The following is a 16863-nucleotide window of genomic DNA, read 5'->3' on the forward strand; positions in this document are numbered from 1 at the left end:
ATTTGCTTTTACGATATTAACGGCAACTTTATAATAAAAGTACTGCCTTTTCCTTTTTCACTTTCTACTGTTATATAACCTTGGTGGTCATCTATTATTCTTTTTACATAGGCCAAACCTAGACCATGCCCTTTTACATTATGTACATTACCTGTATGTTCTCTATAAAATTTCTCAAACACACGTTTAGCAACTGCTTTAGTCATACCATTACCCTGATCAGCAATTTTTAAAATTATGTTATCGCCAACATTTTCAGAATATACATCGATTTTTGGCACATCGTCAGAATATTTAATGGCATTATCTAATATATTAACAATCACATTTGTAAAATGTGTTTCATTTGCTAAAACTGATGATTTAGTAGCGTCTAAATGGGTCTTTACATACCCGTTTCTATCTTCTACAATTAACTCTACATGAGTAATAGCGTCCTCAACTAAGTCGTGCAACTTTAAACGCTCCTTACTAATATTGAGTTCATTTTTTTCTAACTTAGAAATACGCAAAACATTTTCCACCTGCGCATGCATACGTTTATTTTCTTCTTTTATCATTCCTAAATAACGTTTGACCTTTTCTTGATCATTAATTATTTTAGGGTTTTTTATCGAGTCTAACGCCAAATTTATTGTTGCAATTGGTGTTTTAAACTCGTGTGTCATATTATTAATAAAATCAGTCTTAATCTGTGATATTTGTCGCTGCTTTATTAATTGATAAATAGCACTAGAATACGCTATAATTATTATACTTGTAAAAACTATTGATAAAACGATCATCCACAAAATTGAGGATAATAAGTATTTTTTTCTATCCGGAAAATCTACCCATAGGTTATAACCACCTTCGTCATTATTATCTAAAAAAATAGGTACTCCATAGTTATCCTTAGATTTTTCAAAATTTTCTGTCTGCACCTTCGTTGCCAAATCATCGTCATATATAGAAAACTCAAAGTTTAAGTTAATACCTTCACTTTGAAATTCCTTCCTTAAAAACTCCTCAACTTGTAAAGCATTTACTCTCTTGTGAATAGGAATATTTCTTTCCTTAAGTAACGTCCTAAAAGTCTGCTCGTACATTTTTTTACTCACTTCTGGTAATGAGGAATACTCTACCAAAGTTTTTTCAGGCTTAATACTTTTATTACCATCTAAACTAGAATTACTATAAATTTCAGTAACCTTTTCATTCGTTAGATTGCTAAATGTTATACTATCTAAATCAATTTCAAAGAACAAAGAAGGCACTTTAAAACGCTCTTCTATAATGGTGTTGCGGTGAAAGATGGTTTTATCATTTAAATCATCTGATGCCGTAACATATAGCTGTTGTATTACTGTTGAGTCTGGCTCTTTCCCTTGAGCTACATAAGGTTGAATTTTAATAATGTAATTTATTAGCTCTCTCTCCTCTATATCTTTAGAAACAAAGGTCAAAGCATGCTTAACACTTCGCGTAAAATTCTTCTCCTCATTTTCTAAACTGTTATTAATAAAAAATGATTGAACAAAGATGATACCAATGAGTGATAGACTCATTAACACAACTAGTAAGACGAATAGCTTTTTACCCATCAGTCAAATTTAACATTTTAACATTTAGTACAAATTAGGTTTAACCATACATTAACAAAAGAATTGTTAATTCTTATAGCCTATAAGTTGAAGTAATTGTTGATGAATTGAAATAGCTTGTTCTTTAGCAGAGTCTAAATCGTTGTTAGTGATTACAAAATCAGACTTTTTTATCTTTTCAGCATCAGATAATTGGTTACTAATAATTGCTTGTATTTTTTCTTTTGATGCACCATCCCGCTTCATCACTCGTTCTATTCTCAAATCCTCTTCAGCAAAAACAGTAATGATATAATCATATTGATGTTCTAGGTTATTTTCAAAAATAATAGCAGCTTCCTTTATTATATAAGGTGCATTTTGCTTTTTTAACCAACGTCTAAAATGAGATGCCACTTTTGGATGAACAATAGCATTCATTTTAGAAAGTAAGTGTTTATCATTAAATATTTTTGAAGCTAAATATGGTCTATTGAGTTTGTTATCTTTATATGCAGATTCACCAAATAATTGTATCAGTTTTCTTTTAATGACCTTTGAGCGATTCATTAAAGCTTTTGCTTCGTCATCTGCTATATATACAGGTATTCCCTGTAATTCAAAACATCTTAGAATTGTTGATTTCCCACTTCCTATTCCGCCCGTAAGACCTACTATTACCATTTTTATAGTTTTATAAAATCTATACGTTTTTGTTTTAAACTAATCCGCTTTACAGACTTCGGTCTCTTGGTGATTTTTGGTGTAAAATAAGTTTGGTTATCTTCAATATTAGCATAATTACACTCTACCATAAAGTCTTTAATTGTTATGGAATTAAACTTATCTAAATCCACATAATAAGCAATTGTAACGGTTTTAGGAAAGTAGTTAATATTAACGCTATTTGGTTTATTTGTAATTGTAACTGGTATTTCTATAGTACCTTCAGTAAATTTAGTTACTGTACCACTAATATTTACTGTTTTTGGAAAAACTTCTATATTCTCATATTCAGAAGTATTAATTTCCAGCTTCTCACTAATATCTTTCTTCACATCTTTGAGTTCCAAAATTTTGGTTTCTAATACTTCTATTTTATTAACTTCTGAAGAAGGTCCAACAACTTTTACACTATCTACATCTAAATTAAAATTGTCTTTCACATCATAGCCAATCGCATATTTAATAGACTCCCTTAAGTTAATTGGAACAAACTTTGAAGCACTTTTAGAATATGATATTAGCAGTGTATCTGGTTTTAACGAAAGTACTTTATATGACTTTCCTAATTGGCCTTCAATAAGATATTGATGCTTTTGCACATCAAAAATGAACTGATTAGAGTTAGATATAACATCTGTTTTTCCGTCTAAAATAACCTCACTAGCATCTTTGAACAAAAAAGGAACTAAAGCAAAACCTTTAGCTTCAATGTAAGCATTAATTGTATTTGTTGAATCCGCTTGTAATACAATTTCATCTTGAATATTAGCAATTTTTACTTTCAACTTGATAGTTTGCTTATAGTCATTTGACAGTTTAGAAAAGATTAAAAATATAAATGCAATTACAACAAAAAGCGAAAATCGTTTTACATTTCTCTTTTCTAAATAACCCGATATATTAAATTTTTTATTAGAATTCATACCTAATTTAAAAAAATAATTGAGGAAATGTTTCCTCTGGTTTTTTACCCATTACTTCCAAATTGAATGTTGATTTTAAAAACCCATAACCATAGCCAAAAAACTGAATAATAATGGCTAATAAAGCCTGAAAAGCAACGATTAAATTCTTATTGGATATAAATGCCAATACAAAAGCTAGAGCAAAGTAGATAAGATACAAATAAATCGGTAGTGCAATACTGAATACCAACAAAAGGATGGATACTATTAAGCCCAAACTAAAGAAAGTGGGATACCAATACACTAAACTTTTAGAGCTAGGATGCCATTGGTTTAGAATTGGTCTTACCATACCAAATTTATAAACTTGCTTATAAAACTTAGACCAAGAAACACGACGCTTATGATATACATAAGCATTTTCAATAAGCGTAGTTTTATAACCCAATTTGTGTAAACGTAGCGATAAGTCTGGGTCTTCACCAGGATGAATTTTCCCAAAACCACCGGAAGCTAGAAATGCCTTTTTAGATAAGCCCATATTAAAACTTCGTGGTTGAAAATCTTCAACTTGTTGTTTACCACCTCTAATACCACCAGTAGTAATGAATGAAGTCATAGCAAAGTTTATAGCTTTCTGTATACTCGTAAATGAACTATGAGCCGCATCTGGTCCTCCAAAACATTCGTAATAAGAATTTTCTAAAAACGTTTTTACTTCAGATAAATAATGAGATGGAAGAATAACATCAGAATCTAAAATGATAAAATAATTTCCTTTAGCCTTTTGCATACCGTAATTTCTTGAATCACCTGGACCAGTATTAGACTTGTAATAGTAGGAAATGTCTAATTTAGTTTTAAAAGAATTTACTACAGCTTCAGAAGTGTTATTAGAACCATCCTCTACTATAACGATTTCATAGTGGTGATGACCATCTAAATTCGAAAAACTTTCTAGTAGCTCTTCAATCTCATCTGGTCTATTATAAACAGGAACAATAAAAGAAAAATTGATATCCTTCATAATGTACAAAGGTAAATAAACCAAATACAATTTTTGGTATTCATTTCGCTTTTGAAAGTTCTATTTTTCAATACCGATATCACAAAATTATAAGCATAAAAAAAAGCCATTATGCATATTTCGTAATGGCTTTAAAATAAATTTATATTCGATTATTGATTATCTACAAAAGTATCCATTACGGCATCACTTACACCCATATTACTAAATCCACCATCGTTATAAAGATTTTGTAAAGTGACACGCTTTGTAAGGTCACTGAACAATGTCACTGTATAATTGGCACAGTCCATAGCTGTGGCATTACCTAAAGGAGACATTTTTTCTGCATAAGCAATAAAGCCATCAAAACCTTTTACTCCACTCCCAGCTGTTGTTGGTGTTGGAGATTGTGAGATGGTATTAACACGTACTTTTTTATCTCTACCAAAGAAATAGCCAAAGCTACGAGCAATACTCTCTAAAAAAGCTTTATTATCTGCCATATCGTTGTAGTCTGGAAACACACGTTGAGCTGCCATATAGGTTAATGCTACAATACTTCCCCATTCGTTCATGGCATCTGCTTTGTAAAGTGTTTGCATTGTTTTATGAAAAGACATTGCAGAAACATCAGTTCCTTTTTGAGTCCAAGCATAATTTTGGTCTGTATAATGCTTTCCTTTTCTTACGTTTATTGACATCCCAATTGAGTGCAATACAAAGTCTAATTTACCGCCTAGAATTTCCATTGCTTGTTCAACCAAGTTCTGTAGATCTTCTTCAGAAGTTGCGTCAGCCGGAATAATTTGAGAACCAGTTTTCTCGGCCAATTCATTTATTTGCCCCATTCTCATGGCTACTGGTGCATTTGTTAAGACAAATGTTCCGCCTTCTTCATGAACACGCTCCGCAGTTTTCCAAGCAATAGAATTTTCATCTAACGCCCCAAAAATGATTCCTTTTTTTCCTTTTAGTAAATTGTACATGTTGTGAGTATTTATTTATTGGTTGTTATGTTAATCAAAAATAATATTAAAATTTATACTAGAGTAAAGAGGCTCGCTATGTTTAAAGCAATTGATAATCAATTCAATAATTGCTTAGCATGAGCCATTGCAGAATCAGTAATATCTATGCCTCCTAACATCTGCGCAATTTCAACAATGCGCTCTTCTTCATTTAGTTTTCTGAGTTGGGTATGTGTTACATCTTCGACATCCGTTTTAAAGACTTTAAAATGCGAATTTCCTTTTGCCGCTATTTGAGGTAAATGTGTAATGGTAAACACCTGCATTTTACCGCTCATCTTTTTCATTATATCTCCCATTTTATTAGAGATCTCTCCAGAAACTCCGGTATCAATTTCATCAAACATTATTGATGGTAGCTGAACATATTCCGCAAGTATAGATTTTACAGCCAACATTATACGAGACAATTCACCGCCAGATGCCGATTTTTTAAGCGCATTGAAACTCGACCCTTTGTTTGCCGTGAATAAAAACTGTAAATCGTCTTTTCCATTGGAAACAAAATAATCTATTTGATTAAGTTCAATCTTAAATTTTGCATTTGGCATACCCAAATCTGAAAGGATTGATTCTAATTTTGAAACAAAAACTGGAATAACCTTTTTTCTATTCTCATGAATTTCTAAAGCAATTTTATTAAGTTTTTCTTGCTGCTTCAGCACATGCTTTTCATTCAGCAAAATGGTATTATCTAAGCTTTCAGTATTATCAATTTTTAATCTTAAATCATTTTTGATTACAACTAGTTCTTCAATATCTAAAACCGAATGTTTTTGAAACAAATTATTAATAACCTGAAGCTTACTATTAATTCTTTCTAATTCTTGTGGGTCTGATGATAAGTTCTCTTCAAGATTATCGAGTTCAATTAAAATATCATCTAATTCAATACCTACGCTCAAAATGCGCTCCTTAAGAGCATCGTAAGCATTTCCGTAGTCAGCAATCTTAATTAATTCTAGTTTAACCGAATTCAGTTGATCTGTTATCCCTATATCTTCAGCACTTAGAATGGCTTTTGCACTGCTTAACTTCTCACCTATTTCTTCAACATTATTAAGTTCTTCGTACTGTGCCTCTAAATCTTCTAGATTGATGTTTTCTATATCAATTTCGTTTAATTCTTTAGATAGAAACAGATTATAATCATACTCTTTAATGAGCTCTGCTTTCGATAGTTTTAATTCTTCTAAAGATTTTTGAATTGCTTTATATTCAACTAGTTCTTTTGCAAAATCATTTAAGTTAGATTTATTTTCTGCCAATGCATCAATAACCTGAAACTGATAATCATCTTGGGTTACTTGCTGTGTCTGATGTTGAGAATGTATATCGATAAGATAGTTACTCAATGCCGCTAAACTTTCTAAATTAACTGGTGTATCGTTAATGAAAGCTCTTGATTTGCCAGAAGGTAAAATTTCGCGTCTTATTATAGTCTGAACATCATAATCTAAATCTAAACTCTTAAATAAAGATTTTAAATTATAATTAGCAATATCGAAAATGGCTTCTATAATGCATTTTTCGTCTTTATTTTTCACCTGGCTTATATCAGCGCGCTTTCCTAACACTAAAGATAAACCACCTAATAGTATAGATTTACCAGCACCAGTTTCGCCTGTAATAATGGTGAGACCATTATTAAACTGAACGCTTAACTCGTCAATAAGTGCGTAATTTTTTATGTAAAGTGATGTAAGCAAAAACTAAAATTTATTATTACAAAATTAAGTGATTACAAGTTTAAAATTTGAAATACTAAGTAAAATAATTAAGATTTAAAAATACTGAAACGAGTTTAGCACAAGTAAATTCAGAATAACAAAATAAGAAATAAACTTGAGTGTATTAATACTTAATATTTCTCCACTTTTGAGAATGTATTGGTGCTATTCTATTTAAAATATCAACAGCTTCGGTAATATTAACGCTGGGTCCACCCGAAAGGATATCTGTAATTTCATCTGCTTTAGCATCAAAAAACACACGCATTAAGTAAGAGTTTGGACGTTTTCTATGTACTTTTTGTAGTTCTCCTAAAGTCGAAATAATCTGTGATTTACCATCTTTGGGGTTTTCATTCATAATATCCAAACCACCAATGTGGTAGTTATACACTGCAGATCTTATCTCAGAAAAAGTAGGCGATTTTATATCATTAATCACTGCAAAACGCGATTGTAATCCATCTTCTAACTTCCAACCTTGTCCATTGAGTTGCTGGGAATAATTAGCTATGGTTTGCGCCTGATTGAAATACTCATCACCTCCATCTAGTGCAAAAGAATCTGCGTCCATTCCCAAAATCATATATACATGGAACGATAATACTGAAATTAAATTAGACTCAAACTGTTGTGGATTATAAACCAAATTCTGAAATTCTAAATACTGAAAATTGAATTCTTTATCGTTATAATTATAGACAGGAGAACTATACGTTGAATTAAATACAGGCCGAGATGAAGTAACTTGAAGCGACGCTGAAAACAAATCATTATCATAGCCATTTACATTAATAACCATGCTGCAATTGATACGCTCTTGTTGCCCAAAGGTTTTATCTGTCCACTTTGTACTGTTTATAAACTCAGTTAATTGTCTTTCAAGTGTTTTAAAAACGACATTGTTTTCATTTCCTGTTTGTTGTGCAATAACATTTACGGTGCAATTTAACTCTTGCGAAGAAATAACATGAGTACAAAGAAAAGTGAATAATAAAAAAATGTTACGCATCTAATTGTTTTAATATTTGTTGCATTAAATCCACTGCTACATCAGCTTTAGATTTAAGTTGGTTTTCAATAACATCGTCTGCTGACGTTATAAATGTAACTTTATTTGTGGATACTCCAAAACCTGCACCTTTATCTTGTAATGAATTAAGCACTATTAAATCTAAGTTTTTAGATTTCAGCTTCCCTTTTGCGTTTTCTAATTCGTTATTGGTCTCAAGCGCAAAACCCACTAATAACTGGTTAGATTTAATCTCTCCTAATGATTTTAAAATATCCTTTGTTTTTTCTAACTCTATACTAAACGTTGCATCCTTCTTCTTTATTTTCTGATGTGCTACATTCTTTGGCCTGTAATCTGCTACAGCAGCAGAAAGTATAGCTATATCTGAAGTTTTAAAATACTTATGCACTTCATTATACATGTCTTCTGCACTAACTACAGGCTTCACTTCAACAAAGTTGTTATCGATTTTTTGATGGGTTGGACCAGTTACTAAAATTACTTTAGCACCTAGATTAGCTGCAGCATTTGCAATTTCAAAACCCATTTTGCCACTAGAATGGTTTCCTATAAAGCGAACAGGATCTAATGCTTCGTAAGTTGGACCAGCTGTAATTAAAATACATTTTCCTTTTAATGGTAATTGATCTAAAATATCTTTTTCAATAAAAGCGACAATGTCTTCAGGTTCAGCCATGCGACCTTCACCAACTAAGCCACTAGCGAGCTCGCCTGTTCCTGCCGGAATCAATTTATTTCCGTAAGATGTTAGCTTATCGAATGATGTTTTAGTGGATTTATGCTTATACATATCCAAATCCATTGCAGGAGCAAAGTATACGGGACATTTTGCAGAGAGATAGGTTGCTAAAAGTATATTGTCACAAACACCATTAGCCATTTTTGCCATTGTGTTAGCTGTAGCAGGAGCAATAACAAAATAATCTGCCCAAAGTCCTAAATCAACATGATTGTTCCAAACTTGGTTGTCGTCTTCTTCGTCTACAAAAGAAGAATATACCGGATTTTTAGATAAAGTGGAAAGCGTAAGTGGAGTTATGAAATCTTTAGAAGCAGGCGTCATAACAACTTTTACGTTAGCGCCTGCTTTAATGAATAATCTGACTAAACTAGCAGATTTATATGCGGCAATACCAGCAGTAATGCCCAATAAAATATTTTTGTCCTTTAGAATTGACATCTAAGGCTTTTAATTTATTCCTGAGAGTCCTCAGTATTTCTATGATAAATCTTATCATCTAGCCACTCTTTAACTGCTAAAGCGTGTGGTTTTGGTAACTTTTCGTAAAACTTAGACACTTCAATTTGTTCTTTGTTTTCAAAAATCTCTTCTAGACTATCGTTGTACGTAGCAAACTCTTCAAGCTTGTCAATTAACTCGCGTCTTATATCTGTATTAATTTGTTCTGCACGTTTAGCAATCACTGAAATAGCTTCATAGATATTATCTGTTGGAGCATCTATTTCATTTCTGTTGTAAGTTATAGAACTTACTGGTGCGTCTGTCTTTTTTAAATCCATTGTTATAATGATTAACTTTTAGTTGTAAACCTATTTAATTGTTGTTGCAAATCTTCATTCATCCTAGTGGAATCTTCCAGAAATTCTGAATTTGGATATGACCTTTTTAATGCGTTGTAATATCCTATAGCATCCTTTAAACGTTGCTCTTTCAAATAATCCACACTATTTACTGCGAGATTATAGGCCGCATCAAATCTATAAAACATCGCTTTTTTTCTTAATGATGCTCCAGGAAACTCCAGTAAAAAATTATTAAAAGTTTTAACAGAAGCTTTATAATCTCTTATTAAATTGTATTGCTTTGCTATCTCATAAGCTTTTTTCTCTAATTTAAAATCTAATTCTTTAACTAAAGTATTAGCCTCTTCTAAATACTGAGAGTTAGGATGCGCATTTACAAATAGCTGCAATTTTTCAATCGCATTAACCGTTTCCTTTTGTTCTTTTGAATACACAGGAGAGTCAAAATAATACCCTTTAGCTGCCAAAAAAGCGGCTTCTTCTGCCTTTTCACTTGCTGGATATGAACTCACGAACTTATCAAAATGATAACTAGCGATGTAATAATCTTTTAATTGATAAGAACACATTGCATGCATGTAAGTCAACTTTTCAGCTTGTGGTTTCCCTCTATACTTCGGCAATATTTGGTCTAACAACCTATATGATTTCCTGTAATTTTCAGCTTCATAAAGCTCAGTAGCCATAGTAAATTTCTCAGAAACATCTTCAGATCTTAAAGTTTTCTGAAAGTCACTACAAGAAATAAATACAATACTGATTAATAGTATGTAAAGTCCTCTTTTCATAAATTTTAAACAGGATGCAAAAGTACGCATTATTAACGGATTTTAAAAACAAATATTATTCGCTAAAATAGGCGATGTTTTGTATGATAAAATGAGTTTATATTAAGTTTAACTTTTACCTAAGATTTTTAACGCATCAGCAATTTCTTTCTTAAGATAATCTGTTGCTTGTACGAGTGGTAATCTCACACTAGGTTTCGAAATATTCAATGAACTTAAAACCGCTTTGATTCCCGCCGGATTGTTTTCAGAAAAAATAAGTCCTGTTATTGGCATCAACTTAAAATGAATATCATAAGCCTCTTTAGCTCTACCTGCAATTCCTAAGCGAATCATTTCCGAAAATTCTTTTGGCAAAGCTTGTCCAATGACAGAAATGACTCCAGAACCACCTGCTAAAGCAACACTTAAAGCCAAATCATCATCACCTGATAATATTAAAAAATCTTTTGGTTTAGTCCTTAATAATTCTAAATATTGATGCACATTATTACCAGCTTCTTTTACAGCTATAATATTATCAAAATCTCTTGCTAATCTTAGGGTAGTTTCTGGCGACATATTAGACGATGTTCTTCCAGGTACATTGTATAAAATTATAGGTTTTGGAGCCACCTCAGCAATAGCTTTAAAATGTTGATATATACCTTCTTGAGTAGGCTTACTGTAGTAAGGAGATACCGACAAAATACCATCGATAGCAGAGAAATCAGTTGTTTTTATTTCGCTAACAACATTAGTCGTATTATTTCCTCCAATCCCTAAAACAAGTGGCAATCTACCTTTATTAACTTTGGTAATGAACGAAACTAATTGCTTCTTCTCTTCTGCAGTAACTGTAACACTTTCTCCGGTAGTACCACTTATAACTAAGTATTCTGTACCGTTAGCAATGTTGTATTCAACCAATCGCTCTAATGCATCATAATCGATACTTAGGTCTGCATTAAAAGGTGTGATTAAAGCTACACCAGTCCCTATAAATTTGGTCATTATAATTTATTTAAAATGTTTAAGTATTTCGTTAGTTCTTGCTTAAAAACATTGATGTCCTTTAAATCCACATCAATTATTAAATCGTATAAACGTTCATCGTTCTTAGATATTCCAACTTTTAAATTTGCTTTAGAAGCTGCCGCAATAAGATCCAATTGTAAGACTTCTTTCTTGTAAAAACAAATCAAGATATCATAAGGTTCGTTAATAAAAGTATCTAAGTCTATATTTTTAATTTTTCCATTCCACCCAAAATCCTTTGGACTGTAATGTGTATTCCACTTGTTATGTTCTAATTTATCATCTAAGGTAAAGGCGATAATTTTGTGTTTTGGAGAAGTTAAACCCAATTCTTTAAAATACAATCTAAAGACTTCAAACTCATGAAATTCACTAGTATTAAGTAATACTGCAACTGTTTTTACTTTGTTGTTAGTTACCGAAGATTTTCGAGTAGCCAACAATTTGTTAACATATTTTTGAATTGATTTTTCCTTAAATGCTTTTAAAATCATTTATCTTTAACCTTTGTGCAAATTTAACAAAAGCACTCATATTTTATTATAAACTATATATAAGTTATTCAATGACTATTAAACATATTTTCAAACTCTGTTTTTTACTTCTAATTTTTTCATGTAATAAAGACCTTCATATCAATAAAATTGAAGGGAAACGGATAGATATTAATGATAGTATTGCTACTGATCAAGTTATTGAAGATTATATAAAACCATACAGAGAAAGTGTTAACAAAAACTTGGACAGTGTTATTTCATATGCTGTTGACACCTATTCAAAAAACGATGGTGATCTAAACACAGCTATTGGTAATCTAATGGCTGATGCGGTTTACAGCGAAAGTAATCCGATTTTTAATAAACGAACAGAAAAGAATATAGATTTTGTTTTATTGAATCACGGAGGTATTCGTTCAATAATTTCTAAGGGAAATATTACTCCTAGAACGGCTTATGAGGTTATGCCTTTTGACAATTCTGTTGTAGTAGTTGCTTTAAAAGGCGAACAAATTTTAAAAATGATGGCTTATTTAGCTAAAGCTAGCCGTGCGCATCCTGTTTCTAATCAACTTCAGCTTACTTTAGACAAAAATGATAAAGTTAAATCTGCTACTGTTAATGGCAACCCGATTGATGAAGAAAAAACGTATTACGTTGCTTCAAATGATTATCTCTATAACGGTGGCGATAGAATGACGTTTTTTCACCCAAATGATAGTTTATATGTGCTAGACTATAAAATAAGAAATGTACTTATCGATTATTTTAAAAAAGCAGACACTTTAAACCCTAAACGCGATAACCGTTTTATTAAACTCAATAACTAGAGAATGAAAAGAAGACAATTTATACAGCAATCTACAGCAGCAACGGCTCTAGTTGGTCTAAGTAGTTTAGGTTTACAATCTTTTAGTTCTGCTGCTAAGAAGATTACAATTTTGCATACTAACGACGTACATAGCCATATCGACCCTTTTGGACCAGATGATGGCAGAAATGCCAATAAAGGAGGCGTAGCAAGACGAGCTACATTAGTTAAATCTATTAGAAAAGAAAACGCAAATACGCTTTTACTAGATGCAGGCGATATTTTTCAGGGCACACCATACTTTAATTACTATGGAGGAGAGCTCGAATTTAAACTTATGAGTATGCTAGACTATGATTTAGCAACTATTGGAAATCACGATTTTGATAATGGCATTGATGGACTCTACGCGCAATTACCTCATGCTAAGTTCGAATTTGTATCTGCCAACTATGATTTTTCAAACACTGTAATGGATACTCATGTAAAACCTTATAAAGTATTTATAAAAGATGGTATTAAAATCGGTGTTTTTGGGCTTGGAATTCAACTTGATGGATTGGTAGATAAAAACATGTATAAAGAAACTGTATATAATGATCCTATTGAAACCGCTCAGGATATGTCTCGTATTCTAAAAGATGAACAAAAATGTGATTTAGTTATTTGCTTATCTCATATTGGTTATTACTATAAAAAATATCCTAATCGAGTAAGCGATCTTGTCTTAGCAAGAGCCACAAAAGATATTGACCTAATTATTGGCGGTCACACGCATACTTTTTTACCAAAACCAACAATAGAAAAGAATAGTGTTGGCAAAAATGTACTGGTTAATCAAGTTGGAGCTTATGGCTTATATCTTGGAAAAGTTGATTTTTATTTTGAATCAGGAAAAGACGTTAAATCAGATGGAGCCTCAATAATTGTATAGAGATTATGTAAGTAACTTGATTTGAAACGTCTAAGATTTCAACTAACTAATTAAAAGGTATGAAATCTAGTAGAATCATTTTAATACTTCGAATTGCTGTTGCTGTTATTTTAATTCAAACACTTCGCTTTAAGTTTACTGCACATGCAGATAGTGTTTACATTTTTGAAACTATAGGTTTAGAACCTTACGGTAGAATTGGTATTGGTGTTTTAGAACTTATTGCCGGTATTCTACTATTAATTCCAAAGACTATTTGGGCAGGTGCAACTTTAGCCGCTGGATTAATGGCAGGTGCAATTTTGATGCATTTAACACAATTAGGTATTGAAATAAAAGGCGATGGAGGTGTTTTGTTCTATACAGCAATTATTACTTTTGTACTTAGTGTAATAATCTTGTATACGCAGCGAAAAGAAATTCCAGTAATCGGCAAACAATTTTAAACTTCTTCTAACTCGTCTGTATATTCTGGTACAGGACCTGTAAACTCTAATTGTGATTGTAAATAGAATAATATAAACGCTACAACCATAAAGAAAGAATATATAAAACCTAAATTATTATCCTCTAATAAAATATAATAATAGGCAAGTTGAATAATTTCAGAAAACACAATAAATATAGAGCCTAATAAAAATAACATTGATTTATTATCATTTCTCCACATATAGTTAATCAACGCAACCGACAATAAAGCCATTATCACAGCATTATAAGCATACTCTAAATTATTTTGGTTTGATGAAAGTACATTCTCGGTGGTTTCAGCAAATATGGCTAAACAGAAAACGTCTAATGCTATTAATATTAAAATAGGAATAGAATGTTCTAAAAACACTTTTTTCATATCTAGAGTTTTAAGAATTCTATAGATCAAAAAGACATAAGCTACTATATATAAAGCATTTGTTATAAAGTATAAATAGTCTACCTGACCTTCTTCTAATATCTGGAAATAAGAAATAAAGCCCAAAATCTGAGCAATTGTAAAAGTTCCTAAAAACCACATGAAAAAGCTAGACTTATTTTTAGTCCATCTAAAATATAAGACTGTAAACAATAAAAACATTATTGAACCTACAGCGGCTCCTTCAACTTCATAAGCAAAACTTTGAAGTAAAATGAAAATGCCACCCAAAAGCAATAATATTACCTTTATGATTTTATTTACTATCATTAATTAATCCCTTATTAACAAAAGCAAATATAAAAATGTTTCATAAATAGACGATAAAAAAATACATTTTATCGCTGTAATGCATTTAAAAGTAAGAATTTATTTCAATTGATTCAAAAAATCTTCTTCTGTAAGTATTGGAATATCTAATTTTTCGGCCTTTATTCGCTTACTTGGTCCCATTTTGTCACCAGCAACTAAATAACTGGTTTTAGAAGAGATAGAGGATGATACTTTTCCACCATTGTCTTCTATAAGTTTTTTCAGCTCATTGCGCGATACAGTTTCAAATACACCAGAAACTACTATAGATTGGCCTTTTAGTTTATCTGTCTGACTAGCTAATTTTTCTGCTGAAATCTCTAATTGTACACCAAAAGATTTTAAACGTTCAATAATTACCCTGTTTTCTTCAGAAGAGAAAAATTCAACCACACTTTCTGCAATGCGCTCACCTATTTCATCAACAGTAACCAGATCTAAAGTAGAGGCAAACATTAAAGCATCTATAGATTTATAGTGTTTCGCTAGTTTCTTAGCCACGGTTTCACCAACATATCTAATTCCTAAAGCAAATAACACGCGCTCAAAAGGAATTTGTTTAGAGGCTTCTACTCCGTTTATTAAGTTTTCAGCACTTTTTTCTGCCATTCGCTCTAATGGGATGACTTGTTCTACCGTTAATTCGTATAAATCGGCATAATTAGTAATTAAACCTTCATTTACTAAAAGGGCAACAGTTTCGCCGCCCAAACCTTCTATATCCATCGCTTTTCTAGATATATAATGTTGAATTCTCCCAACCACTTGAGGAGGACAACCATTATAATTGGCACAATAGTGTTTAGCCTCACCTTCTAATCTAACAAGTTCAGTTTCACATTCTGGGCATTTAGATATATAAGTTGTTGGTAAAGAATTATCTGGACGTTTAGTTAAATCTACCGCAATTATTTTTGGTATAATCTCACCACCTTTTTCAACAAAAACTTCGTCTCCTTCTCTAATATCTAATTTTTCGATTTGGTCAGCATTATGAAGTGATGCCCTTTTTACAATAGTACCAGCCAATTGTACAGGTTCTAAATTTGCTACTGGTGTTATAGCTCCCGTACGTCCTACTTGATATGTAATTTCATTTAATAGTGTGGAAACTTGTTCTGCTTTAAACTTATAAGCCATTGCCCAGCGTGGTGCTTTGGCAGTAAAACCTAGTTCATCTTGCTGATATAGACTATTGACCTTCACCACTACTCCATCAATTTCGTATGGTAAATTATGTCTGTGCTCATCCCAATATTCTACATATTCCAAAACGGCATCAATAGAGTTAACCAATTTAGCTTCATTTGGAACTTTAAAACCCCAAGCTCTTGCCTTTTCTAGACCTTCAAATTGTGATTGAATATTTAAATTATTGCCTTTAATACTATATAATAGGCATTCTAATGGTCGCTTTGCAACCTCAGCACTATCTTGTAGCTTTAAACTACCAGATGCTGTATTTCTTGGGTTTCTATATGGTTCTTCGTCATTTGCAAGGCGTTCTTCATTCATTTTTAAGAAGCCTTCAATTGGTAAGATAATTTCTCCTCTAATATCAAAACGCTCAGGATAATCACCTTTCAGTTGTAATGGAACTGTATTGATGGTTTTCACATTAGTCGTCACCTCATCACCTTGTACTCCGTCACCTCGTGTTACAGCTCGCAGTAATTTACCATTTTCGTAAGTCAGATTCATAGAAGCACCATCATACTTGAGTTCGCAAGTATATTGTACTTCACCATCTACCATTTTTTTTATTCTGGTTTCCCAATCCAATAAATCGTCTTTAGAGTACGAATTATCCAAAGAATACATTCTAAAATCATGAACTGTAGTTTTAAAATTCTTGGTAATGGCACCTCCTACGCGTTGTGTTGGCGAATTAGCATCAAAAAATTCTGGATGCGCATCTTCTAATGCTTGAAGCTCTTTTAGCTTTATATCGAACTCGTAATCACTAATGGTAGCATTGTCTAAAATATAGTAATTGTAGTTGTGTTGACGTAGTTCTTCACGAAGTGATTGTATTTTTTCTTTAATGCTCATT

General features: G+C 31.7%; 17 protein-coding genes. 3 read left to right on the plus strand and 14 right to left on the minus strand.

Going from position 1 to position 16863, the window contains the following annotated elements; genetic code table 11:
* Nucleotides 1-8 precede the first annotated feature (8 nt).
* From SJY34_RS04750 to SJY34_RS04805, 12 genes are all read right to left on the minus strand, one after another.
* Nucleotides 9-1547, minus strand: a complete 1539-nt coding sequence (locus tag SJY34_RS04750; RefSeq protein ID WP_400079404.1) for a sensor histidine kinase — start codon at nucleotides 1545-1547, stop codon at nucleotides 9-11.
* Between the two features lie 102 nt (nucleotides 1548-1649).
* Nucleotides 1650-2246: a dephospho-CoA kinase gene (gene coaE / locus SJY34_RS04755; protein ID WP_400079406.1), complete on the minus strand. Its 597-nt coding sequence runs from the start codon at nucleotides 2244-2246 to the stop codon at nucleotides 1650-1652.
* A gap of 2 nt (nucleotides 2247-2248) precedes the next feature.
* The gene (locus SJY34_RS04760; RefSeq protein ID WP_400079408.1) at nucleotides 2249-3211 is read right to left on the minus strand and encodes a CdaR family protein; all 963 of its coding nucleotides are present in this window, start codon (nucleotides 3209-3211) and stop codon (nucleotides 2249-2251) included.
* 7 nt (nucleotides 3212-3218) lie between these two features.
* On the minus strand, nucleotides 3219-4220 hold the full coding sequence (locus tag SJY34_RS04765; RefSeq protein WP_400079410.1) for a glycosyltransferase: 1002 nt from the start codon (nucleotides 4218-4220) through the stop codon (nucleotides 3219-3221).
* Between the two features lie 152 nt (nucleotides 4221-4372).
* Complete coding sequence (locus tag SJY34_RS04770) at nucleotides 4373-5188, minus strand: enoyl-ACP reductase (RefSeq protein ID WP_400079412.1); 816 nt, start codon at nucleotides 5186-5188, stop codon at nucleotides 4373-4375.
* A gap of 98 nt (nucleotides 5189-5286) precedes the next feature.
* Nucleotides 5287-6939, minus strand: a complete 1653-nt coding sequence (gene recN / locus SJY34_RS04775; protein ID WP_400079414.1) for a DNA repair protein RecN — start codon at nucleotides 6937-6939, stop codon at nucleotides 5287-5289.
* 145 nt (nucleotides 6940-7084) lie between these two features.
* Complete coding sequence (locus tag SJY34_RS04780) at nucleotides 7085-7972, minus strand: DUF4835 family protein (RefSeq protein WP_400079416.1); 888 nt, start codon at nucleotides 7970-7972, stop codon at nucleotides 7085-7087.
* Entirely contained in the window at nucleotides 7965-9176 is a 1212-nt protein-coding gene (gene coaBC / locus SJY34_RS04785) for a bifunctional phosphopantothenoylcysteine decarboxylase/phosphopantothenate--cysteine ligase CoaBC (RefSeq protein WP_400079418.1), read from the minus strand. Before coaBC ends, SJY34_RS04780 begins: the two co-directional genes overlap by 8 nt.
* Nucleotides 9177-9190: 14 nt before the next feature.
* The gene (locus tag SJY34_RS04790; RefSeq protein ID WP_400079420.1) at nucleotides 9191-9517 is read right to left on the minus strand and encodes a DNA-directed RNA polymerase subunit omega; all 327 of its coding nucleotides are present in this window, start codon (nucleotides 9515-9517) and stop codon (nucleotides 9191-9193) included.
* A gap of 11 nt (nucleotides 9518-9528) precedes the next feature.
* Nucleotides 9529-10329, minus strand: a complete 801-nt coding sequence (locus tag SJY34_RS04795) for an outer membrane protein assembly factor BamD (protein WP_400079422.1) — start codon at nucleotides 10327-10329, stop codon at nucleotides 9529-9531.
* A 108-nt stretch (nucleotides 10330-10437) separates the two neighbouring features.
* A complete protein-coding gene (dapA, locus tag SJY34_RS04800) occupies nucleotides 10438-11322 on the minus strand; it encodes a 4-hydroxy-tetrahydrodipicolinate synthase (protein ID WP_400079423.1) in 885 nt (294 codons plus the stop codon).
* Complete coding sequence (locus tag SJY34_RS04805; RefSeq protein WP_400079425.1) at nucleotides 11322-11840, minus strand: DUF6913 domain-containing protein; 519 nt, start codon at nucleotides 11838-11840, stop codon at nucleotides 11322-11324. Before SJY34_RS04805 ends, dapA begins: the two co-directional genes overlap by 1 nt.
* A gap of 71 nt (nucleotides 11841-11911) precedes the next feature.
* Between SJY34_RS04805 and SJY34_RS04810 the strand changes: the two genes are divergently transcribed.
* Genes SJY34_RS04810 through SJY34_RS04820 form a run of 3 tightly spaced genes read left to right on the plus strand, consistent with a single transcriptional unit; the run spans nucleotide 11912 to nucleotide 14034 of the window.
* On the plus strand, nucleotides 11912-12673 hold the full coding sequence (locus SJY34_RS04810; protein ID WP_400079427.1) for a 5'-nucleotidase C-terminal domain-containing protein: 762 nt from the start codon (nucleotides 11912-11914) through the stop codon (nucleotides 12671-12673).
* A 3-nt stretch (nucleotides 12674-12676) separates the two neighbouring features.
* The gene (locus tag SJY34_RS04815) at nucleotides 12677-13588 is read left to right on the plus strand and encodes a bifunctional metallophosphatase/5'-nucleotidase (protein WP_400079429.1); all 912 of its coding nucleotides are present in this window, start codon (nucleotides 12677-12679) and stop codon (nucleotides 13586-13588) included.
* Between the two features lie 59 nt (nucleotides 13589-13647).
* A complete protein-coding gene (locus SJY34_RS04820) occupies nucleotides 13648-14034 on the plus strand; it encodes a DoxX family membrane protein (RefSeq protein WP_400079431.1) in 387 nt (128 codons plus the stop codon).
* On the opposite strand, the gene SJY34_RS04825 is transcribed toward SJY34_RS04820, so the two are convergent.
* Together SJY34_RS04825 and ligA are read right to left on the minus strand one after the other, a co-directional pair.
* Nucleotides 14031-14768: a hypothetical protein gene (locus SJY34_RS04825; RefSeq protein ID WP_400079433.1), complete on the minus strand. Its 738-nt coding sequence runs from the start codon at nucleotides 14766-14768 to the stop codon at nucleotides 14031-14033. The genes SJY34_RS04820 and SJY34_RS04825 overlap by 4 nt on opposite strands.
* A gap of 99 nt (nucleotides 14769-14867) precedes the next feature.
* Nucleotides 14868-16862 (minus strand): NAD-dependent DNA ligase LigA, encoded by a 1995-nt coding sequence (ligA, locus tag SJY34_RS04830; protein ID WP_400079435.1) that lies wholly within the window; start codon nucleotides 16860-16862, stop codon nucleotides 14868-14870.
* Nucleotide 16863 lies beyond the last annotated feature (1 nt).

This window comes from Winogradskyella sp. R77965, from assembly GCF_044594915.1.
GTDB lineage: Bacteria > Bacteroidota > Bacteroidia > Flavobacteriales > Flavobacteriaceae > Winogradskyella.

Excerpts from the sequence above, each read along its gene's own strand:
- SJY34_RS04770 (WP_400079412.1), bottom strand. The coding sequence starts at position 5,188 with ATGTACAATTTACTAAAAGGAAAAAAAGGAATCATTTTTGGGGCGTTA.
- SJY34_RS04805 (WP_400079425.1), bottom strand. The coding sequence starts at position 11,840 with ATGATTTTAAAAGCATTTAAGGAAAAATCAATTCAAAAATATGTTAAC.
- SJY34_RS04825 (WP_400079433.1), bottom strand. The coding sequence starts at position 14,768 with ATGATAGTAAATAAAATCATAAAGGTAATATTATTGCTTTTGGGTGGC.
- dapA (WP_400079423.1), bottom strand. The coding sequence starts at position 11,322 with ATGACCAAATTTATAGGGACTGGTGTAGCTTTAATCACACCTTTTAAT.
- SJY34_RS04790 (WP_400079420.1), bottom strand. The coding sequence starts at position 9,517 with ATGGATTTAAAAAAGACAGACGCACCAGTAAGTTCTATAACTTACAAC.
- SJY34_RS04760 (WP_400079408.1), bottom strand. The coding sequence starts at position 3,211 with ATGAATTCTAATAAAAAATTTAATATATCGGGTTATTTAGAAAAGAGA.
- SJY34_RS04795 (WP_400079422.1), bottom strand. The coding sequence starts at position 10,329 with ATGAAAAGAGGACTTTACATACTATTAATCAGTATTGTATTTATTTCT.
- SJY34_RS04780 (WP_400079416.1), bottom strand. The coding sequence starts at position 7,972 with ATGCGTAACATTTTTTTATTATTCACTTTTCTTTGTACTCATGTTATT.
- SJY34_RS04810 (WP_400079427.1), top strand. The coding sequence starts at position 11,912 with ATGACTATTAAACATATTTTCAAACTCTGTTTTTTACTTCTAATTTTT.
- SJY34_RS04765 (WP_400079410.1), bottom strand. The coding sequence starts at position 4,220 with ATGAAGGATATCAATTTTTCTTTTATTGTTCCTGTTTATAATAGACCA.
- ligA (WP_400079435.1), bottom strand. The coding sequence starts at position 16,862 with ATGAGCATTAAAGAAAAAATACAATCACTTCGTGAAGAACTACGTCAA.
- coaBC (WP_400079418.1), bottom strand. The coding sequence starts at position 9,176 with ATGTCAATTCTAAAGGACAAAAATATTTTATTGGGCATTACTGCTGGT.
- SJY34_RS04820 (WP_400079431.1), top strand. The coding sequence starts at position 13,648 with ATGAAATCTAGTAGAATCATTTTAATACTTCGAATTGCTGTTGCTGTT.
- coaE (WP_400079406.1), bottom strand. The coding sequence starts at position 2,246 with ATGGTAATAGTAGGTCTTACGGGCGGAATAGGAAGTGGGAAATCAACA.
- SJY34_RS04815 (WP_400079429.1), top strand. The coding sequence starts at position 12,677 with ATGAAAAGAAGACAATTTATACAGCAATCTACAGCAGCAACGGCTCTA.
- SJY34_RS04750 (WP_400079404.1), bottom strand. The coding sequence starts at position 1,547 with ATGAGTCTATCACTCATTGGTATCATCTTTGTTCAATCATTTTTTATT.